General features: G+C 61.2%; 2 protein-coding genes. One reads left to right on the top strand and one right to left on the bottom strand.

Annotation, left to right across the window (positions count from 1 at the left end):
- On the bottom strand, nucleotides 1–713 hold a 713-nt coding region (locus tag C725_RS15040), incomplete at its 3' end, for an HlyD family secretion protein (RefSeq protein WP_038283797.1).
- A 125-nt stretch (nucleotides 714–838) separates the two neighbouring features.
- Here C725_RS15040 and C725_RS15045 point away from each other — a divergent pair.
- Nucleotides 839–1,157, top strand: a 319-nt coding sequence (locus C725_RS15045) for a MarR family winged helix-turn-helix transcriptional regulator (protein WP_149864723.1), incomplete at its 3' end; no start/stop codon positions are given.

A 1,157-nucleotide genomic window follows, 5' to 3' on the forward strand; every position in this document is an offset into this window, starting at 1 on the left:
CCGGCCTTGCTGGCGCGCAGCAAGGTCGATTCAACCGTAAGGTCGGCTGTTTCCAGCTGAGCGCGAGCAGCGTCCGCCTGCGCCTGGGTCTGGCTGATCTGCTCGAACAGGGTCCCCCGGCGAGCGGTCGCGGCAGCCACCGCCGCCTGCGCAGCGGCGAATTCGGCCCGCGCCTGCCGCGCCTGCGCCTCATACTGGTCTAGCTTTTCCCGCGGTTCGGCTCCTGTCGCTGCAAGGGGCCGATATCGCGCCACCTGGTCGTTCGCGAGGTCCAGTGCCGCGCTCGCGGCGGCGAGTTGGGCCCGCGCCTGGCGAATGGCTGCATCCTGTTCGGATACCTGAGAACGGATTGTGTCGGCACCGGCCAGGGTCGCAGCGATCTGTGCGCGCGCCTGCTGCGCTTGCGCCTGATAATCCCGCAGATCCAGTTGTACGAGGGCTCCGCCGCGAGCTACTTGCTCGTTCTCCCCTACGAAGACCTCTTCGACGTATCCCGCTACCTTGGAAGAGATAACGACGCTGTCGGCAGCGACATAGGCGTTATCGGTCGACTGCATGTACTGTCCGTAGGTTACGTGCCGGTAGTACCACCAGATCCCGCCAAGCAGCACGGCAAGACCAACGATGATTAGCACGATGCGCAAGCTACGCCGCGATTGCGGTTTCGTTGGGGTTGTGCCCTCCTGCTCCGGTTGGTTGGAGTTATCGGTCATCTGACTCTTTCGGCAGCCTCAGTAAAAGGTGAACGCGTCTCGCGCCCTATGAGCCGTGAGACAGATAGTAAAGGCATTTAGCAGTTTGCATTTGGGCATCCGAGGCTATCCGACTACACAGCGCTATGGATGAAAAACCAGATACCATGTCACGGTCTCAGCGTCGGCAGAAGGTCATCACCGATGATGACCGCATTCTCTATCTTATGGACGAGATCAGTCGCGGCGCGCGCAGAGTGTACGATGCGAGGGTCGCCAGGATCGGTCTCAATCAGACACAGTGGAGGATCATCGGACAACTTCTTCGCGATCCTGCCCTTACGCAGGCTGAAATCGCCAAGAAACTGGAACTGGAATCGGCGACCATCGGCCAGGCGGTTGCAGGTCTTTGCGCACGCGGGCTGATGAAAAGGCTTCGAGCTGAGACGGATCGGCGAGCGTGGC

It is taken from the genome of Pacificimonas flava (assembly GCF_000342165.1).
Lineage (GTDB): Bacteria > Pseudomonadota > Alphaproteobacteria > Sphingomonadales > Sphingomonadaceae > Pacificimonas > Pacificimonas flava.